Source organism: Candidatus Desulfolinea nitratireducens, from assembly GCF_982879505.1.
In genome coordinates this window covers 1-15,429 of the sequence record NZ_CEYOSI010000071.1, presented here as the reverse complement: position 1 = coordinate 15,429, position 15,429 = coordinate 1, and the positions used below count along the sequence as shown (strand labels likewise).

The window sequence follows — 15,429 nt, the reverse complement described above, 5'->3', positions numbered from 1 at the left end:
TTCATCATTCTCATCCTGGCCATCGTAATAGCATTATCAGGTTGCACATTGCGTTTGCGACCGATCTCAAGTATCCCGACTATTGATGCTCGGGCCACAAATGAGACCAAGGCGCTCTTCATCAACTTATGGACGCTGGCGGACACCAACCAGACACTCTTTGGTCATCAGGCCAACACCTTCTTCGGTGTCGGCTGGATAGTTTTTGCCCTATTGGCCTAGTGCTTTAGTTTTGGAGTCAACCAATTACGCATGAAAGAAATGAAGGAGACAAGATGAAATTAACCTTAGTTCGTTGGATAATTTTTAATATTTTTCTCTTCGCCTTTGGCATTGGCCTGGGCGCGGCCCACTATCCCGTGGATTTTGACGGCCTGCGCTGCCCCGCATACGAAGGCAACACACTCGCAGAGTGTTTCCAATTTGGTGCGTTTTTGGGCACAATCTCAGGACTGGTAATCGGCATTGGGCAAGGCGTTTTCTTGCGGAAACAATTGAGTTGGAGCCGCAATCAAATCCTTGCCTGGGTCGCTGCGACAACAGCAGCCTTTGCCCTCGGCCACGCTATCGGGGATAGTGGCCCGGTGCCACAAGCTCTGCCCTGGTCGGCTTTGGGGTTAGGCTTGGTATCCGGGTTGATTCTGGGAATTCTGCAATGGCTCGCCTTGCGTGGCAAAATCGAAAACGCGTCCCGTTGGGTGTGGTCGTCGACGATTGGGTTTGGGATTGGTTTGGGGGTAGTCGGTATCGCAGCCGCAGTCTTGTTGGACGCCAATCGTAATTCGATATTTCACTGGCATACCCTGTTTGACCTGCTCCTGTTTATTGCCCTGGATGGCCTGTTCGTCGGCGGTATCTGGGCAGCGTTGACAGGGCGTGTACTCTTCACGAGGCAAGCGCAATGAAATCAAAAATCCAAAACATCGGCTGGATCATTTTCATCCTGTTCGGCCTGCTGCAAATCAGCTCCGGGCTGCCATCATTGTGCATCCTGTGCATGGAGCCAGGTCATTGGGACTGGCTGACCAGTGCCCCCGAGGTGCTGGAATATTTAAACCTGACCTGGCGCTGGCTGGGGGTTACAAGCCTTGCCTTTGGCGTCTGGACACTGGCGATCGCGGCGACGGCATTCCGAAAAGGCGAGCGCTGGGCCTGGTTTGCCATGTGGGTCTGGCCTGCTTATTTGGCTGCCCAAGGAATCGTTTTTCCCTTCCAATGGCCCGCTATGCGCATCCTGATTGTTTTTGCGCTAATCGGTCTGTTTGTGCCTTATCGAATTTTCTTTCCAAAAAAGCAGGAGCAGAAAACTGAATAGAGTAAATTTTCTGTCCGTTCAACGGTTAGCCCGCCTCGGATGGTGGATCATTCTGCTGAATTCCGGTATCAGCCTGATCCTGGGACTGCTGGCCGCCCTGTTTGGTGGTTCGTTGACTGCGCTCGGAAATGGAGCGGGCGGATGGAACGGCATCCCTGATTTTGTTTTTAGTATCCCGATACTTTTGGGGCTCGCAGGATTATTTCGGGGAGTGACCCAAAGAGGAGAAGGACAAGCCCGGTGGGTTTTGGTTTTTATCGGGCCGCTGCTGATTTCGTTCGGCTACCTTTTGATTGCCCACACCTTTGACCCCTGTCTAAATGGTATGTGGGATATACGCAGCCGCATCGGTGAAACGATTCCGTTGTGCGAGCGATTTGGATCTGGGATCAACGTCCACACGCGCTTTCATTATCTCTGGCACATTCTTCCCACGCTGCCTTTGGTTTGGATTTACGGGCGTGCTTTGAAAAAGCAGTTGCCGGAAGTCGTTGATACAAAGAAGAAATGACCGCTAAATCTACTCCCTGGTTTTAAACCTGCTCTTTTTGTTGGCTGTAGTCGCCGTCCGGCCGGGAGCTGCACGTAGTAAGGCCGTTGATCTTTATTTCTGGTGTGTTCACACACCCGCGTTTTCTCAAGGAAGACCATGAATAAAAAAACATTCTCCCTCCTGCCCCCAGCAACCCGATTTGTATGGATTGGTCTTCTCTCAATGATTTTGGTCGTTGCACTCAATTTGCCATTAAGTCTTTATGCCTCCGTTTCCGGAAATCGCACATGGACTTTATGGGCGGCTTCCGGAGGCTGGGCACTCCCCGCGCTCTTCTACCTGATTGCTACTTTGCTGGGAATCCCTTCCCTGATGAAGGGTCGCGATTTCCGAGGTACCCGGCTGCAACGAGCGCTCGGATTTCTTGGTCCTTTAGCAATTCTTGCCGGTTTCATGGTGGTTGCGCATACGCTCGATCCTTGTCATCGGGGATGGTGGGATTTGCAAAGCCGGATTAATAACCTACCGCTTTGCGAATACTATTGGGGTGAGGTGACCATTGATACACGCTTTCACTGGTTGATGCATGCGCTCCCGGATCCGATCTTTTTGGCTGGCTACTGGCTGGTGCTAAGGAAATGGCATCCTGATTTCACGAGGAGCGCACAAAGTCATCAACACCTGTCCGAAAAATAGTTCGGTCTATGGCGGTTTTGTGACCAGTGCGGCGTTTTAGATTTTTGACTGGAAAGTTGAGGTGAGCAATGGAAAAAGTTAAATCGAATTCCTGGATAGTCTTTGCCCTGGTTGGCTTTCTGTTCGTTGGTTGGGGTTTCCACCAGTTTTTCGTGATCCCAACCTACACCGATCATTGGGATTGGCTCGTCCCAACCCCCGACCTACTCGAGTACATAAAGTTTCGCTTCCAAAATCTTGGCGCTTTCACCTTCGCTAACGGGGTTTTCGTACTTGGGGTTGCCCTGACCGGTCTGCGCAAGGGGGAACGGTGGGCCTGGGTGGTGCTGACGGTAATACCGGTCTACATCCTTTTCCTGACCGCTATTTTTTATTGGCTGTCCTTCCTCACCATTCCCTTGGCACTGCTGACAAGCTGGGCGCTATGGGTGAGCCGGGACGGGCTACAACCTGTTGTCTCCAACCGCCGCAGGGCTGGCTGGGTCCTTGTTTTCATCGTTGGGCTGCTCCTGCTCTACTTCGCCTACGACAACCTCTTTGTTATCCCCGCCCTGGATGTGCGCGACCCCGAACGCGGCTGGGACTGGCTGACGACCAACCCCGAGCACATCGATTACATCAAGCTTTACTTTCGAGTATACGGCATTCATATTCTGGTATTTGGCGCGATGGCTTTATTGTCCGTCTGGTTCGGCCTGCGGGAGGGTTATCGCTCCTCCTGGCAGGTGCTCTGGCTCGTCCCGCTGCTGATCGTCCTGCACGTATTCTTTTGGCCGTGGACTGCCCCGATTTTGATTGCGGTGGCACTGTTAGCAGCGATTGGGTTGTGGTGGGCGCGGCCAAATTCGTTCAGCATTTCATAGGAGACTATCATGCGTACTTTCTCTCGCCTCCAACAGCCTCGAGGCTTCATCATTCTCATCCTGGCCATCGTAATAGCATTATCAGGTTGCACATTGCGTTTGCGACCGATCTCAAGTATCCCGACTATTGATGCTCGGGCCACAAATGAGACCAAGGCGCTCTTCATCAACTTATGGACGCTGGCGGACACCAACCAGACGCTCTTTGGTCATCAAGACGACACCTTCTTTGGCGTCGGTTGGCGGGACGAACCTGGTAGATCAGATATCCTCGAAGTGTCAGGCTCGTACCCGGCGGTTTACGGTTGGGAAATCGGTGACCTTGAACTCGGCCGGCCCACTAATCTGGATGGCGTGCCCTTCGATACGATGCGGGAAAAGATTATCGAAGGGTATCGACGCGGCGGTGTGATCACGATCAGTTGGCATATGAACAATCCGGTCACCTATGAGAGTATCGGTAGCGATCCCGACGATCCTTACCCGGGGAGATCCTGGGACAGGACCGAGGCGGTTTCCACGATTCTGCCCGGCGGTTCGAACCATGCCATGTACCGCCGCTGGCTCGACGATTTCGCCGAATTTGCCAAGAGCCTGACCGTCTCAGGTGTGCCCTGGAACGATGAGGAGCACCTTGTGCCGGTGATTTTTCGGCCTTTTCACGAGCACAACGGATCCGTTTTCTGGTGGGGCGGCAGGAACACGACGGAGGCGGATTACATTGCATTGTGGCGCTTCACGGTGCAGTACCTGCGCGATTTACGCGGAGTGCACAACCTGCTGTATGCCTACTCGCCCGATGCCCGATTCATGCGCGGCCGGGACAGAGACTATTCGTTCCCCGACTTGGACACTTTCCGAACAGCATACTTTTACGCTTACCCGGGCGACGACTATGTCGATGTGTTCGGTTTGGATTACTACGTGAATGCGTTTCCCATCGGTACAGGTGTCGATGGGTCGGCTGGATACCAAAGCAGCCTCGATATGCTGGTCCAGGCCGCACACGCGCGAAGTGACCTTAAGATCCCGGCGCTGACCGAAACTGGCGGGCAAAGGTGGCCGGACCCCGACTGGTGGACGACCTTCCTTTATCCGGCGCTGGTCGGGACACGCCAAACGCAAAAAGGCCAAGTCGCCTACGCACTTGTTTGGCGCAACTGGGATGAGACACACCATGATGGACCCTACCCCGGCGGTTCAAGCGCAGATGATTTCGTCGAGTTCAAGAACACACGGATCCATTTCGAGGACGAGATTCCTTTCAATCTGTATACCTGGCCATAGAAAGAAAATCACAAAATGATCAATCTCTGCAACCTGACAGAATACGAGCTCCATCTTATCTGGTCAATCGACCGCCGCGAAATGATCGAGAATATTTATTATTTCCGTGGGGGAGAACTTGTCCTTGAGCCAGAATATTACGATATGCAAGGCTGGCCACCCGGCGCGGCAGAGAGAGCGAAGTCGCTGGGTGCAAAGAAAATGTATATTTCTGCGGTACCTGTAGAGAATGCGATTCATTTTTACCAATATTTAGGTTGTACACTGGCTGAAGAAGTATATGCTGAGTTATTTGAGCTTAAACCGGAGGATATTCATCTGGAATATCGCATTTAGTTAAAATATGCTAGACTTATCCTGCTTTGGATAAGGTATTGTCTGTTTTCTCACACGGTTTAGGTGTCAAATTTAATGGGTAAGAGAAATAATAGTATTCCTGTTTATGGGGTCGCATTATGCATAAGTATTGGCATGGCAGCCCTATTCATTGCAGGCTACATACCCATTGGTGCAACTACTATCGCAATCCTTTTGGGTATTCTAATAAGTAATAGCATTAGCCTGGGGGAGATTTTCGAAAAAGGACTTCAGGTCACTGAAAAACAAATCCTCCCGTTTGCTATCGCCCTCATGGGGGTTAATCTGAATTTTATGGTCTTGAGGGGGTTGGGTTATCAATCCATTCTACTGATCATTGCCGCTATGACAGTAACCATATTTTCATCCCTTCTTTTAGCCAAAATTTTTAAATTCGATACGAACTTTGCCCTTCTTCTTGGCATTGGGAATGGCATTTGCGGTAGTTCGGCAATTGCTGCGACCGAAGAAATTATTGGGGCAAAAAAAGAAAATGTTGGTTTATCCATCGCGATTGTGAATTTCCTGGGTACGATCGGCATTTTTTTACTCCCGATCATTAGTACAGCAATTCTTAAATTCAATCATATCAATTCGGGGATGCTTATTGGAAATACCTTGCAAGCCATTGGCCAGGTAGTCGCTGCTGGATTCTCCATCGGCGAGATAGCTGGACAAACTGCCACCATTGTAAAAATGGGAAGAATTCTCATGCTAACCCCTGTTGTACTTATTCTGCTTTTTGTATTCTCAAAAAACAAATTGACCCCAGGTGCCGAAAGAAAAACCAAAAAGAATGGGGTCCCATTATTTATTATTGGATTTATATTTTTTTCTTTAATCCCCACTTTTGATTTATTACCTAAAGAAATCATCGCAATTATAGGGAAAATAAGCCAGATTGCCTTGATCATTGCCATGGCTGGGATTGGTCTGAAGATCACTTTTGCAAGTGTGATGAGAGATGGGAAATCAGCTTTGTTGATAGGCAGCATTATATTCATTATACAAATACTGTTCAGCGGCAGTATGATATTTTATCTAAAATAATTCTTCATTCATGTGGGAAAGGAGGTATGCCCCTATAAGATTTTCATCTGAGTGTTTTTCTCTATAAAAATATGCTAGACTTGAATTACTTAATGGAGGGAGCACTGATGGAAAAATATAAAACAGTTGATGCCTGAGATAATTATCCGCACCTTTGCCCCTCAAGAATGGAAAAACTATAAAGATCTACGTCTGCGCGCATTGGCTGATTCGCCGGATGCTTTCGGCAGCACCCTCGCGGAAGAAGAAAAGCGCTCAGATTCTGCGTGGAAAAGCCGCCTGGCTGGTGATGACTCCGCCTTGAATTACCCTTTGGGGGCGGAGGTGGATGGAGAGCAAATTGGTCTAGCATGGGGACGAATTAAAGAATCTGACCCCGATCTGGCAAATCTGTATCAGATGTGGGTCGCTCCAAGCCATCGCGGTCTTGGGGTTGGGGAAATGCTGCTGAAAAGGGTGATCGCCTGGGCCGTGGAAAAGGATGCCCTCGTCCTGGAATTGGGCGTGACGGTTAGAGATAGTTCAGCAATGGGGCTATACACTCGACTCGGTTTTGAGCCTGTGGGAGAAACTGAACCACTTCGGCCAGGATCAGCGTTCTTCTGCCAATCAATGCGGCTCAAACTACAACATAAATAATTACGACATGGGTAAATAGCAAACCGTCTTTCCCCTTGGTCTTTTAGAAATCAGCAATCCTTTATTTCGTCTGCCATATTTATGACACTTGCCCCGTGACACATCGCTTCTAGCAAGTATAATTGCGATCATGAGTATCCACATCGCCGTTGACCTCGGAGGGACACATATTCGTGCCGCGGCTTATCGCCGTGGAGAGACCGATCCCATAAAACATCACAAAACCAAGACCCGCTCAGGAGAAGAATCTGTCTTTGGGCGACTTCTTCATTTAATTGAAGAAGTCATTCCAACAGATGAAAATATCACCGCGATTGGCGTGGCTGCTCCCGGTCCACTTGATCCACGAACGGGGATCATTCTCGAAACGCCAAATATTCAAGAGTGGAAGAATTATCCTCTCGGGGAAAAGCTCTCTGCTCATTTTAAAGTTCCGGTCTATCTTGGTAATGATGCCAATCTGGCAGCATTGGGCGAATGGCGTTATGGCGCAGGGCAGGGACACGATCACCTGGTTTACCTGACGATCAGCACAGGCGTAGGTGGAGGGGTTATTAGCAATGGCCATCTTCTCGAAGGTCAGCTTGGGCTGGCTGGAGAACTGGGGCACGCTACTATCTTGGCAGATGGGCCTGTTTGTTCCTGCGGAAAAAAAGGGCATCTCGAGGCATTGGCTTCGGGAACATCGATTGCCAGTTATGTCGAGATGCAATTGGCTGAAGGCACGGAATCAAGCCTGAGGTCAGGGGTGAAGCGGACAGCGGAATCCATCGCAGAGGCAGCCCGCGAGGGCGATGCTTTAGCCATATCTGCATATCAACGGGCGGGAAAATATTTGGGGATCGGTGTCGCCACTTTCCTGCATATCTTTAACCCAACCATCGTTATTCTCGGTGGTGGTGTCTCGCAGAGCGGCGATCTGCTTATGGTCCCCTTTAGGGCCAGCTTGCGGGAGCATGCTTTTAATCCCGCTTATTTAGAAAACCTCATAACCACAACTGCTGCGCTTGGTGATGATGCCGGACTGCTCGGAGCGCTGGCGTTGGTGGGAATGAGAGAAATGTAATTTTTTTCAGGAGAACAATAAAATGTCTAATTTTCCAGGCCCCAAAGGCCGTGCGCTGATCGAGCGCGATGCCTCTGTGGTTTCAGGCTCTTATCCCCGTGCCTATCCCTTTGCGATGGATTATGGCAAAGGCAGCGAAGTTTGGGATGTGGACGGGAATCGTTTTCTCGATTTCGCCGCCGGAATCGCTGTCGCTTCGACTGGTCATAGTCACCCCAAGGTGGTCAGGGCCATTCAGGAACAGGCCGAGAAGTTTTTACATATTTCTTCCGATTTTTACCACGAGAAGTGGATCACTTTGAGCGAAAAACTCAACGAGATCGCTCCCTTTGCAGAGGATGCCCGCGTATTTTTGACAAATTCCGGAACCGAATCAGTGGAAGCCGCCATCAAACTTGCCCGGTACCACACCGGACGTTCGGGTTTTATCGGTTTCCTGGGCGGGTTCCACGGCCGGACGATGGGCGCATTGACCTTTACTGCCAGCAAGCCGAAATATCATCGCGGATTTTATCCGCTGATGAACGGTGTTGTCCATGCTCCCTTCCCCGATCCTTACCGCCCGATTTTGGAAAGACGAAAAGGTGAAGACTATGGCGAGACCGTTGTCCGCTATATTGAAGAGCAGATCATGGGGCGTATCCTGCCTGCCGATGAGATTGCCGGCATCCTGCTTGAACCGATCCAGGGTGAGGGCGGTTATACCGTCCCACCAGCAGGATTCTTCCCCGCACTGCGTAAACTCTGTGATAAATACGATATTTTGTTGATTGCTGACGAAGTGCAATCTGGGATGGGACGCACTGGCAAATGGTGGTCAATTGAGAATTTTGGTGTTGAGCCGGATATCATCACCTCTGCAAAGGGACTTGCATCTGGTGTGCCGCTTGGTGCGATGATCGCCCGTAAATCGGTTATGACCTGGCCCCGCGGCTCCCACGGCAACACGTACGGCGGGAATCCCCTTGCCTGTGCGGCGAGCATCGCTACGATTGATCTGATTCAGGAAAAATATTTAACAAATGCGGCCGAAGTGGGTGAATATGCCCTTGATGCGCTGGCCGAGATCGCAGCACGCCATTCCAGCATCGGCGATGTACGTGGGATCGGCCTGATGATCGGGATCGATTTTGTTAAAGATAAGGAAACCCGCGAGCCAGCCGAAGGGTTGCGAGACCGTATCACAGATTTGGCCTTTGAGCGCGGCCTGATAACCCTTGGCTGCGGCAATAGCGTCATCCGCATCTCGCCGCCCTTGTGTATTTCAAAGGGTGAAATCGATGAGGGCTTGATAGCACTTGAAGAGGCAGTCACGGTGGCTGAAAAAGAGTAAATTTACGACCCTCACCCCCAACCCCTCTCCCGCTCGCGGGAGAGGGGTTGGGGGTGAGGGCAAATATTAGAACTTTATAGTAGGGGGCGAGGCTGACCTATTCCAATCGTTTCAAGATGATAAAATTACCTTATGTTTTCTCTCTGTGACCTTTGTGTCTTTGTGGTGAACTAATATGCTTCCCGACTTCCGCGTTCGTCAACGCGACTACCTGCTCGAAATCACCCGCGCCATCACGGAAGAGCTTGATCTTGAAAAACTCCTGGCGCGGATTTTGCGCATCTCCATCGAGATGCTGGCGGGGCAGGCTGGTTTGATCGCTTTCAAAGAAGATGGCTGGCATGTTGCCGCAGCGCAAAAGATTCCCCCCGCGTTGCTCGATTACCTCAAGCCCCTGCTCGCCGAAGAGACTGTCTCTGAGTTTAACGTCAACGAACTAAATCGGATGTTGAAAAGCCTCGCCTACACCGCCAGCCGTGGGTTGCTGAATGGCGTGGGATTGCCATTGACTGCCCACCAGCAAGTGATCGGTGTGATCTTCATCTTTCGTAATTACCCCGACCTATTCTCCCACAACGATAAAATATTACTCCGCAGTTTCGCTGATCAGGCTGCCAGCGCAGTCTACAATGCCCAGCTTTATGGACAGGTCAGTTATGAAAAGCAGCGCCTCGATGCCCTGCTCGACTCTGCCGCTGATGGAATCCTGATCCTGAACGCTGACCAGACTATCGAACGCTGCAATGGCGCCTTCGCAAAACTCTATGGTCAACCACGTGATGCGATCACTGGCAAAGCCCATGAAAAAATCATTCGTTGGGTGGGCGACCCGCATGGCACCACCCTCGAAGAGGCTGAAGCCGAGGGCTGGCCGCTGACGCCCAATGCCTCTCTTTACGTTGAAGGAGACTTATATCGCCCTGATCCGCCAAACCTGCCCGTCGGCGTGACCTATGCTCCTTTGCTGACCTCCAAAGGGTCGCTCCGCAATGTTTTTGTCACCGTGCGCGATATCACCCATTTCCGCACTGCTGAGCAGGTTAAAAGCACCTTTATTTCCGTTGTCAGCCACGAGCTGCGCACCCCTGTCGCACTGATCAAGGGCTACGCCAGCACATTACGACGTGACGATGCCCAATGGGATCGGGAAATAATCAGCGATAGTTTGGGCGTGATCGAAGAGGAAGCAGATAGATTGGCCACAATGATTGATGACCTTCTGGATGCTTCGCGTCTACAAGCCGGGGGAATGAGTTTGAATCAGACCGACGTCTCGATGCAAAGCATTGCTGCCAATCTCGCGGAACGTCTCGGGACGCAGGCAGGCTCCCATCAAATTGGCGTTGAATTCCCCGAAACATTCCCCGTTATCCTCGCCGACGAAACGCGGATTCGCCAGGTTCTGACGAATCTGATCTCCAACGCGATCAAATACGCTCCCAACGGAGAAATTCGTATCAGCGGGGAAGCGCGTCCGGAGCAAGTGGTGATCTGCGTCAGCGACGAAGGGCCCGGGATCGACCCGAAAGATATGCCCCATATCTTCGATCGATTCTATAGGGCCGCCAAATCCGTCAACAAAACCAAGGGTGCCGGGCTGGGACTTTATCTGGCCCGCGCCATCGTCGAAGCCCACGGTGGACGGATGTGGGTGGACCCCAAGATCAATTCCGGGGCGTGTATCTGTTTTTCATTGCCAAGATAGCCGTAGGGGCGAACGGCCGTTTGCCCTTTTAAGGAAAGGTTCCCCATGTCCAAAATCCCCGCACGAAACGAAATTGACCCCAAATACACCTGGAATGCCGAAAGCGTTTTTGCCTCCCCTGAAGCATGGAGCGCCGAAGCTGAAAAGATCGTCGCTGATATTCCCTCTGTCAAAGCCTTTCAGGGCAAGCTGGCATCAAACGCCGCGAGCCTCGCCGATGCCATGGAAGCCGTGGAAAAGATCATTCAACGTGTTGAGCATCTTAATATGTACGCTGGTTTCTCTTATAGCGTTGATACCGCCGACCAAAAAGCCGCTGCCATGGCAGATAAAGCTGGCGGCATCCACGGACAGGTGATCGCAGCAGTATCCTTTGTCCAGCCAGAGATGCTGGAGATCGGCGAGCAAACCCTGCGTCAATGGCTGCGTGACGAAACCCGTTTAACGGAATATGAACATTATGTGAACAATCTTTTCCGCAACCAGGCCCATGTCCGCTCGACAGAGGTCGAGGAAATCCTGGGGATGTTGGCAGATCCATTTGACGGCTCATCCTCCACTGCCAGTATGTTGACCAATGCCGATTTTCATTTCCCACCAGCGATTGACAGCCATGGAAAAGAGCATGATCTCACACAGGGAACTTTTTATAAAATTCGGGCAAATTCTGATAGGGTAGCCCGCCAGAATACCTGGAATAATTATCTGGATACTTATCTCGCGCATAAAAATACCCTCGCGACCAATCTGGCAACATCCATCAAACAAAATGTGTTTTTAATGCGAGCACGTAAGCATAAGTCCACATTGGCTGCATCCCTTTTTGAAAATGATATTAAAGTAGAGGTTTTCCACAATCTGATCGATGTTTTCAAAAAGAATCTGCCTGTCTGGCAGCGCTATTTTGATATTCGTCGCAAGGCACTGGGCGTGGATGAGTTGTACCCTTACGATTTGTGGGCACCGCTGACCAGCAGCAACCCCAAATTAAGTTATCAGCAAGCCGTCGATTGGATCTGTGACGGTCTATCTCCCATGGGTGAAGACTACGTGAATACCGTGCGAAAAGGTGCACTTGAAGATCGCTGGGTGGATGTATATCCGAACCAGGGCAAGCGCAACGGGGCATTTTCCTGGGGCGCACCGGGCACACATCCATTTATCATGATGAGCTTCAATGATGACATGACCGGGCTAAGTACACTCGCCCATGAACTGGGCCATTCAATGCATTCTTATCTGGCGTGGCAAAATCAGCCGCTGGTTTATGGAGAATACTCGCTCTTTGTGGCCGAAGTTGCCTCCAATTTCCATCAGGCTCTGGTGCGCGGTTATCTGCTTCAAAACAATCCGGATAAGGATCTCCAGATCGCGATCATCGAAGAGGCGATGAGCAATTTCTTGCGCTATTTTTTTATTATGCCTACCTTGGCTCGCTTTGAACTCGAAACGCATGAACGCGCTGAAAAAGGCGAACCCCTGACCGCCGATACGATGATGACCCTGATGGCCGATCTCTTCAGTGAAGGTTATGGGGATACTGTGAAGATCGACCGGGAGCGCGTTGGGATAATTTGGGCTACGTTCGGGCATCTCTTCTCTGACTATTATGTTTATCAATATGCAACCGGTATCTCGGGCGCGCACGCGCTCTCCCGCCGTGTGCTGGATGGTGTCCCGAACGCGGTCGATGATTACACCAAATTCCTGAAGGCGGGTGGTTCCATGTATCCGCTGGATGCGCTCAAGATGGCAGGTGTTGACCTGGCCAGCCCCAGCCCCGTCGAGGAGACTTTTGCGGTGATGAGCGATTATATTGACCGATTGGAGAAATTGACCGCTTAACGAAACCAGAATAGAACTGGTCTGTTTCTGGCATATGTTGCAACGCATTTTCAGAGTGCGTTGCAACTTTATTTCATAACGGAAGCAAATTCAAACTTGAGGGCGAGCCGAAAATCCATCAATTTAACAAAAGATTTTCCAGACATCAAAGATGTGACCGAAGTTTTTTTGAGTGCTGAATATCAATAAACCATTGCTCGCTTAAAGCCCTAAGTTCAGGTAGAATGAAATTACAACTGCATTGGACTGAGACAGTAAAGCGTCTTTTTTTATCAATATCGCATCCCATTGTTGAGCGGCTTTTTCCTCGCAGTTCAAGGCAGGAAAGGAAAATATCATGAAAATGAACTCAGATTCTGCAAGCAATACAATTGACTCTTATCGAAAAAGACAACAACGCGGCCCCAGGATCATTTGGACAATTGCAGCAGTGCTGGCGATTGTCGGGATCATCGTTCTCGTCTTCTGGTTTACCGGGGATAATAAACCACAAATCTCCTTTTTTGCGACGGAAACTCCGACACCAACCTTAACATATACTGCTACCGTTACCTCATCACCTACGGCAACTGCAACGGAAACAACAACGCCCACCATGACCCTGACGCCGACACCATCTGTGCCTTTCTCCTATATCGTGCAGGAAGGCGAATCGATGAACTCTATTTCTGAAAAATTTGAGTTGGGCGAGGATGGAATTCTGCTTCTGTTGGCATTAAATCCGGTAGTCGAAACGCAGGGTGGTGTTCTCTACGTCGGCCAGGAAATTATCGTTCCCAACCCTGGGATGGAATTACCAACCCCAACCCCCGTCCCGGCTGATCTGGCAAGAGGTACGCTGCTTAATTACACTGTTCGCCCAGGTGATTCTGTGGCCGCAATCGCGGCTAAATTTCGCAGTACCGAGGATGCGATCATCGAGGAAAATGAACTCGAAAATGCCAACTCTATCCAGGTGGGGCAACTTTTGGTGATCCCTGTAAATCTGGTTACTCCGGAACCGACTCGTTTGGCTCCAACAGCAAATGCGACAGCAACACCTTCTGCGCCAGCTGGTAATAAAACTGCTACACCTGTTTCCGCAAGTTGTGACTACAAAGAGAACACAGACTATGTCGCTCAAATTTTTGAACTGGTAAATAATGAGCGCGTTTCCCAAAGCCTCTCTCCTTTGAAGGAAAAGCCACAACTGACCGCGGCCGCGCTTGTTCACGCCGTAGATATGGTCTGCAATTCTTTTCTTAAAGAAGTTGGATCAGATGGTTCGACACCGACAGAGCGTGTCGCTGCCCAGGGATATACTGCATCCCTTGTCCTTCAGGAGATTCATGCCCAGCCTCCGGAATACGGTGGCGACGGGCAGGCAGCATTTGATGCCTGGATGGGCGGAGTAACCCTGCTCAATCCCAACGCAACCGAGATCGGGATCGCTTACGCTTATTTCAAGGGCAGCGCACTGGGCGGCTATTTCACTGTCATACTTGCGGCTCCCTAATTGCTTTGGTTATGAACCTCCCGCAGGTTTGAATCCTGCGGGAGGTTTGAGATATAAAACGAAAAACTTCCGAAGTCTTAAAGACTCCGGAAGTTTTTGTCTTTACAACAGCCCCAATTCCTTCGCTCTAAGCGCGGCCTGTGTGCGATCTCGTGCGCCGATCTTTTGGAGGATGCTGGTGACGTAGTTTTTCACGGTCCCCTCAGCGAGGTGAAGATGGTCAGCAATCTCTTTGTTGGTATGTCCCTGCGCGAGAACTTTGAGAATCTCGATCTCGCGCTCAGAGAGCGGCTCAGGCAGGGATTCAGCCGTTTCCGGAGAGGCAGGTTTTAGCCGTGCAAATTCTGAGACAACCTTCCGGGCCACCGAGGGGGCGATCAGGGTGCCACCCTCGGCGACAGTCCGGATCGCGCTAGCCAACTCCTTGCCCGAAACATCTTTAAGCAAATAACCTGATGCGCCCGCCCGCAAGCCCTCGAAGATATACTCATCATCGTCAAAGGTTGTCAGGATGAGGATATTTGCCTCAGGCCAATCCGCTTTGATGCGGCGGGTAGCCTCCACACCATTGAGATTGGGCATTTGTATATCCATCAGGACAATATCCGGGTCGAGATCACGGTAGGCGCTGACAGCTTCTAGCCCATCGGCGGCTTCCCCGGCAACATCAAGATCGGTTTCGAGTTCTATCAGAATGCGCAAGCCATCGCGCATCAGGCGTTGGTCGTCCACAATCAGGACGCGGATCAGGCTAGAGGTCATCATTATTATCCTTTATTGGCCAGGGCAGGCAGAGACAGATCTGTGCGCCCCCATCGGGATTGGCTTCAAGTCTCATTTCGCCGCCAAGTTGGTCGGCACGCTCTTTTATGCCGAGTAAGCCAAAGCCAAGTTTGTCTGCGTTTTTGGGTAGGCCAATGCCGTCGTCACGCAGGGTGAGATTGATGCCCTCAGATTCGTCGAGCAGCAAACTCATCCGGATCTGTTTTGCCTGCGCGTGGCGCTGGATGTTGGTAAGTGCTTCCTGGGCTGCGCGATAGATCGCTACTCGGTAGGAGTTGGGGAATTGGGGCAGGTTATGGGCAAAAGCCATCTGTACTTCGATTTCAGTCGCAGCCTGAAAATTCTTCCCAAGAGATTTTAGCGCGTTCGCAAGAGAAAGGTCAGCTTGCAAGGGTTCACGCAAGGTTGCAACGGCGCTCCTTAATTCGCTCAGAGCGGCACGCATTTGCTCTTTAACGGTGGCAACCATCTCTTGAGCGCGTTTCGGTTTTTTATCCACTAG

General features: G+C 50.8%; 16 protein-coding genes and 1 pseudogene. 15 read left to right on the top strand and 2 right to left on the bottom strand.

Annotated elements, in window-relative coordinates:
- The 15 genes and pseudogenes from AC3DOM_RS08125 to AC3DOM_RS08055 form a co-directional block, all read left to right on the top strand.
- Positions 1–222: pseudogene (locus AC3DOM_RS08125) on the top strand (hypothetical protein); the annotation flags it as partial.
- A 53-nt stretch (positions 223–275) separates the two neighbouring features.
- Positions 276–905, top strand: a complete 630-nt coding sequence (locus AC3DOM_RS08120; RefSeq protein WP_487918540.1) for a hypothetical protein — start codon at positions 276–278, stop codon at positions 903–905.
- The gene (locus tag AC3DOM_RS08115) at positions 902–1,315 is read left to right on the top strand and encodes a hypothetical protein (RefSeq protein WP_487918539.1); all 414 of its coding nucleotides are present in this window, start codon (positions 902–904) and stop codon (positions 1,313–1,315) included. The genes AC3DOM_RS08120 and AC3DOM_RS08115 overlap by 4 nt, the downstream gene beginning before the upstream one ends.
- Positions 1,316–1,427: 112 nt before the next feature.
- The gene (locus AC3DOM_RS08110; protein WP_487918538.1) at positions 1,428–1,826 is read left to right on the top strand and encodes a hypothetical protein; all 399 of its coding nucleotides are present in this window, start codon (positions 1,428–1,430) and stop codon (positions 1,824–1,826) included.
- A gap of 138 nt (positions 1,827–1,964) precedes the next feature.
- Positions 1,965–2,504, top strand: a complete 540-nt coding sequence (locus tag AC3DOM_RS08105) for a hypothetical protein (RefSeq protein WP_487918537.1) — start codon at positions 1,965–1,967, stop codon at positions 2,502–2,504.
- A gap of 68 nt (positions 2,505–2,572) precedes the next feature.
- Positions 2,573–3,367 (top strand): hypothetical protein, encoded by a 795-nt coding sequence (locus AC3DOM_RS08100; RefSeq protein WP_487918536.1) that lies wholly within the window; start codon positions 2,573–2,575, stop codon positions 3,365–3,367.
- Between the two features lie 9 nt (positions 3,368–3,376).
- Positions 3,377–4,654, top strand: a complete 1,278-nt coding sequence (locus AC3DOM_RS08095; RefSeq protein ID WP_487918535.1) for a glycoside hydrolase family 26 protein — start codon at positions 3,377–3,379, stop codon at positions 4,652–4,654.
- 15 nt (positions 4,655–4,669) lie between these two features.
- Positions 4,670–4,990 carry a hypothetical protein gene (locus AC3DOM_RS08090; RefSeq protein ID WP_487918534.1) on the top strand — a complete coding sequence of 107 codons (321 nt, stop codon included), beginning with the start codon at positions 4,670–4,672 and terminating at the stop codon, positions 4,988–4,990.
- A gap of 63 nt (positions 4,991–5,053) precedes the next feature.
- Entirely contained in the window at positions 5,054–6,061 is a 1,008-nt protein-coding gene (locus AC3DOM_RS08085) for a YeiH family protein (protein ID WP_487918533.1), read from the top strand.
- Between the two features lie 129 nt (positions 6,062–6,190).
- A complete protein-coding gene (locus AC3DOM_RS08080; protein WP_487918532.1) occupies positions 6,191–6,700 on the top strand; it encodes a GNAT family N-acetyltransferase in 510 nt (169 codons plus the stop codon).
- A 130-nt stretch (positions 6,701–6,830) separates the two neighbouring features.
- Positions 6,831–7,766, top strand: coding sequence for an ROK family protein (locus AC3DOM_RS08075; RefSeq protein WP_487918531.1), 936 nt, complete (start codon positions 6,831–6,833; stop codon positions 7,764–7,766).
- 22 nt (positions 7,767–7,788) lie between these two features.
- A complete protein-coding gene (locus tag AC3DOM_RS08070) occupies positions 7,789–9,099 on the top strand; it encodes an acetyl ornithine aminotransferase family protein (protein ID WP_487918530.1) in 1,311 nt (436 codons plus the stop codon).
- Positions 9,100–9,274: 175 nt separating this feature from the next.
- Positions 9,275–10,804, top strand: coding sequence for an ATP-binding protein (locus tag AC3DOM_RS08065; protein WP_487918529.1), 1,530 nt, complete (start codon positions 9,275–9,277; stop codon positions 10,802–10,804).
- 45 nt (positions 10,805–10,849) lie between these two features.
- The gene (gene pepF / locus AC3DOM_RS08060) at positions 10,850–12,649 is read left to right on the top strand and encodes an oligoendopeptidase F (RefSeq protein WP_487918528.1); all 1,800 of its coding nucleotides are present in this window, start codon (positions 10,850–10,852) and stop codon (positions 12,647–12,649) included.
- 337 nt (positions 12,650–12,986) lie between these two features.
- On the top strand, positions 12,987–14,144 hold the full coding sequence (locus AC3DOM_RS08055) for a LysM peptidoglycan-binding domain-containing protein (protein WP_487918527.1): 1,158 nt from the start codon (positions 12,987–12,989) through the stop codon (positions 14,142–14,144).
- Positions 14,145–14,246: 102 nt separating this feature from the next.
- On the opposite strand, the gene AC3DOM_RS08050 is transcribed toward AC3DOM_RS08055, so the two are convergent.
- Positions 14,247–14,906, bottom strand: coding sequence for a response regulator transcription factor (locus AC3DOM_RS08050; RefSeq protein WP_487918526.1), 660 nt, complete (start codon positions 14,904–14,906; stop codon positions 14,247–14,249).
- Positions 14,896–15,429 (bottom strand): sensor histidine kinase (locus AC3DOM_RS08045; RefSeq protein WP_487918525.1); only part of this gene is annotated, 534 nt, incomplete at its 5' end. The genes AC3DOM_RS08045 and AC3DOM_RS08050, both read right to left, overlap by 11 nt.

Excerpts from the sequence above, each read along its gene's own strand:
- AC3DOM_RS08120 (WP_487918540.1), top strand. The coding sequence starts at position 276 with ATGAAATTAACCTTAGTTCGTTGGATAATTTTTAATATTTTTCTCTTC.
- AC3DOM_RS08115 (WP_487918539.1), top strand. The coding sequence starts at position 902 with ATGAAATCAAAAATCCAAAACATCGGCTGGATCATTTTCATCCTGTTC.
- AC3DOM_RS08105 (WP_487918537.1), top strand. The coding sequence starts at position 1,965 with ATGAATAAAAAAACATTCTCCCTCCTGCCCCCAGCAACCCGATTTGTA.
- AC3DOM_RS08100 (WP_487918536.1), top strand. The coding sequence starts at position 2,573 with ATGGAAAAAGTTAAATCGAATTCCTGGATAGTCTTTGCCCTGGTTGGC.
- AC3DOM_RS08095 (WP_487918535.1), top strand. The coding sequence starts at position 3,377 with ATGCGTACTTTCTCTCGCCTCCAACAGCCTCGAGGCTTCATCATTCTC.
- AC3DOM_RS08090 (WP_487918534.1), top strand. The coding sequence starts at position 4,670 with ATGATCAATCTCTGCAACCTGACAGAATACGAGCTCCATCTTATCTGG.
- AC3DOM_RS08080 (WP_487918532.1), top strand. The coding sequence starts at position 6,191 with ATGCCTGAGATAATTATCCGCACCTTTGCCCCTCAAGAATGGAAAAAC.
- AC3DOM_RS08075 (WP_487918531.1), top strand. The coding sequence starts at position 6,831 with ATGAGTATCCACATCGCCGTTGACCTCGGAGGGACACATATTCGTGCC.
- AC3DOM_RS08070 (WP_487918530.1), top strand. The coding sequence starts at position 7,789 with ATGTCTAATTTTCCAGGCCCCAAAGGCCGTGCGCTGATCGAGCGCGAT.
- AC3DOM_RS08065 (WP_487918529.1), top strand. The coding sequence starts at position 9,275 with ATGCTTCCCGACTTCCGCGTTCGTCAACGCGACTACCTGCTCGAAATC.
- pepF (WP_487918528.1), top strand. The coding sequence starts at position 10,850 with ATGTCCAAAATCCCCGCACGAAACGAAATTGACCCCAAATACACCTGG.
- AC3DOM_RS08055 (WP_487918527.1), top strand. The coding sequence starts at position 12,987 with ATGAAAATGAACTCAGATTCTGCAAGCAATACAATTGACTCTTATCGA.
- AC3DOM_RS08050 (WP_487918526.1), bottom strand. The coding sequence starts at position 14,906 with ATGACCTCTAGCCTGATCCGCGTCCTGATTGTGGACGACCAACGCCTG.